4 protein-coding genes and 1 pseudogene are annotated in these 2,464 nt (G+C 70.4%); 3 read left to right on the top strand and 2 right to left on the bottom strand.

Annotation, left to right across the window (positions count from 1 at the left end; genetic code table 11):
- Nucleotides 1-180: 180 nt before the first annotated feature.
- The gene (locus QN345_RS17990) at nt 181-807 is read right to left on the bottom strand and encodes a HEAT repeat domain-containing protein (protein WP_134446661.1); all 627 of its coding nucleotides are present in this window, start codon (nt 805-807) and stop codon (nt 181-183) included.
- Nucleotides 808-857: 50 nt separating this feature from the next.
- Nucleotides 858-1,316 (bottom strand): GNAT family N-acetyltransferase, encoded by a 459-nt coding sequence (locus tag QN345_RS17985; protein ID WP_134560349.1) that lies wholly within the window; start codon nt 1,314-1,316, stop codon nt 858-860.
- 29 nt (nt 1,317-1,345) lie between these two features.
- On the opposite strand from QN345_RS17985, the gene QN345_RS17980 reads away from it, so the two are divergent.
- From QN345_RS17980 to QN345_RS17970, 3 genes and pseudogenes are all read left to right on the top strand, one after another.
- Nucleotides 1,346-1,792, top strand: coding sequence for an FAS1-like dehydratase domain-containing protein (locus QN345_RS17980; RefSeq protein ID WP_134446663.1), 447 nt, complete (start codon nt 1,346-1,348; stop codon nt 1,790-1,792).
- A complete protein-coding gene (locus QN345_RS17975; RefSeq protein ID WP_134560347.1) occupies nt 1,789-2,229 on the top strand; it encodes a MaoC family dehydratase in 441 nt (146 codons plus the stop codon). The genes QN345_RS17980 and QN345_RS17975 overlap by 4 nt, the downstream gene beginning before the upstream one ends.
- A gap of 7 nt (nt 2,230-2,236) precedes the next feature.
- Nucleotides 2,237-2,464: pseudogene (locus QN345_RS17970) on the top strand (hypothetical protein); the annotation flags it as partial.

Genomic DNA, 2,464 nt, shown 5'->3' with positions numbered 1-2,464 from the left:
GCGACCGGGGCATCCCGGTCATCCTGATCAGCCACAACATGCCGCATGTGTTCGAGGTCGCCGACCCCCTCGGTGAAGCTGTCGCCCATGGCGATGAAGCGCTGGTACATCCGACCCCCTGTTGCTGCGGGCGTGCCCCGCATCCGTCACCAGCGCGATGTTACCCGCCCGCGGCTGGGGTCAGCGCTCGGGGTGGCTGTGCTTCGTTCCGTGGCTGTGCTTCGTGCCGTGGGTCTGTTCTTCGCCCTGGCTCGGGTCGCGGGACAGCTGCCAGCGTTCCTGCAGCACATCGCGGGCCTGCTGGGCGGCGCGGCGCACCTCCTTGTCGGGGTCGCGCAGGCGCTGCACGATCGTGGGGAGGTTCTCCTCGGTGCCCTGGGCGGCGAGCGCGTGCAGGGCGGCGGCGCGCACGCGCGGCACCTCGTCCGTCGTGAGACGCACGAGCTTCGGGGCGACCTGCAGCTCGCGCAGCTGCACGACGCGGGCGCACATCTCGCGCACCCGCCAGGCCTGGTTGTTCAGCCCGACGACGATGTACGGCGCGGCCGACTCTCCCCAGACGTAGAGCAGCGCACGCGCGCCCCAGAGCTCGGGCCAGTACAGCGCAGGGGCGCCCTCGAGAATGCCGAGCGCGTGGCGGCCGCCGGCGTACAGAAGGAAGTCCTTGCCGGCGTTCTTGGCGCGCAACAAGGCCACGGAACTGTCGACCACCGCGGTCTCGCCGTAGTGCTCGACGGCCGCGTGGATGCGCTCGGCCGTCGGAAGGTCGATGGGAAGGTCGGGGTGTGGCTCTAATTTGTTATGCATAGCACTCCCCACGGTACTGCCCGGGAGGCCACGGGGCCACTACGGCCGCGTCACATCGTGCGTGCGCCCAGCATCCGCTCGAAGCCGGTCGCATGCTCGTAGACGCCGTAGTTGCCGATCTCGGTGTAGCCGAGGCTGCGGTACATGGCGAGAGCCTCCGGCTGCCGGTAGCCCGTTTCGAGGCGCAGTCGGGAGTAGCCGAGCTCGCGGGCGAGGTCTTCGAGCGCGCCGAGAACCGCGGCGGCGTACCCCTGCCTGCGGTAGGCGGGGCTTGTCCACAGGCGTTTCGCCTCGCAGGTGTCGGCATCGAACCGACGGATGCCGCCGCCCGCGACGGTCACGTCGCCCTCGCGCAGCACGATGAACCCGCCATCGGGTGCCGCGAAATCCGCGGCCTTGTCCTCGAGAACGTCATCGCCGCCGCCGTACCGCAGCGTGTATTCGCGATTGAGATCGCTCAACAGGGGGACCACTTCGGCGTCGGTCAGGCGTACGCGTACAAATTCCACGGATCCAGTCTGCCCGGTAAACTCCTCGTGTGTCTGTCAACCCCGAACTGCAGGGCCGGGTCTTCCCGCCCGTCGCCCCTTATCTCGTCGGTCGGGAGAAGGTGCGGGAGTTCTCCCGTGCCGTCTTCGCGCGCAACCCGATCAACCACGACCCGGCGGCCGCCCGAGCGGCCGGCTACGCCGACGTCGTCGCCCCGCCGACCTTCGCGGTCGTCGTCCAGGAGGCCACCCTCGCCCAGCTCCTCGCCGAGCCCGACGGCGGCATCGACTTCAGCCGCGTGGTGCACGGCGAGCAGCGCTTCACCTTCAGCCGCCCGATCGTCGCCGGTGACGAACTGACCGCCACCCTCTCCGTCGCAAGCGTGAAGAGCCTCGGCGGCCACTCGATGGTCACAGCGGAGTCCCGCGTCGTCGACGCGACCGGCGCCCACGTCGTCACCGCGACATCCACCCTCGTCGTCAGGGGAGACGAATGACCCAGGAACCCGCGGCCACGCCCGCACTCGATGAGCTCACCCTCGGCCAGATCGTCGCCACCGGCCTCTTCCCGCTGACGCGCGATTCCCTCGTGCGGTACGCCGGGGCATCCGGTGACTTCAACGCCATTCACTACCGCGACGACGTCGCCGTCTCCGTCGGCCTGCCCGGCGTGCTCGCCCACGGCATGCTCACGATGGGCCTCGCCGTGCAACCCGTCGTCGACTGGGCCGGCGACCCCGCCCGCGTCATCGACTACCAGGTGCGCTTCACCCGCCCGGTGCTCGTCGATCCCACGCTCGGCGCCGTCGTGTCCGTGGTCGCGAAGGTCGGCCGCATCGAAGCGGATGCCGGCATCGTGCGCATCGACCTCACGGTCACCGCGAACGACCAGACCGTCCTCGGCAAGGCGCAGGCACGCGTCTCGCTCGCCTAGGCCCCCGATGACGGACCCCGCTTTCGGTTCGGTGCCCGCACCAGCGTCGGCGCCCGCGTCCGGGCAGGCCGAAACGGACGCCGGGCACGGCGTGACCGCCGGTATGGTGCCGGCGGATGCTGCGCCGACGACGTTCGCCGACCTCACCACGATCCGCACCGGCGGGCGACCGCTGTTCCTGCTCGCGCCGGAGACGGAGGACGAGCTCATCGAGACCGTTCAGGACGCCTGGGCG

Origin of the sequence: Cryobacterium sp. 10I1, from assembly GCF_035019805.1 — a bacterium.
In the GTDB taxonomy this organism is placed as follows: domain Bacteria; phylum Actinomycetota; class Actinomycetes; order Actinomycetales; family Microbacteriaceae; genus Cryobacterium; species Cryobacterium glucosi.
Note: the sequence above shows the minus strand (reverse complement) of the source record. Positions and strands in the feature narration are given on the sequence as shown.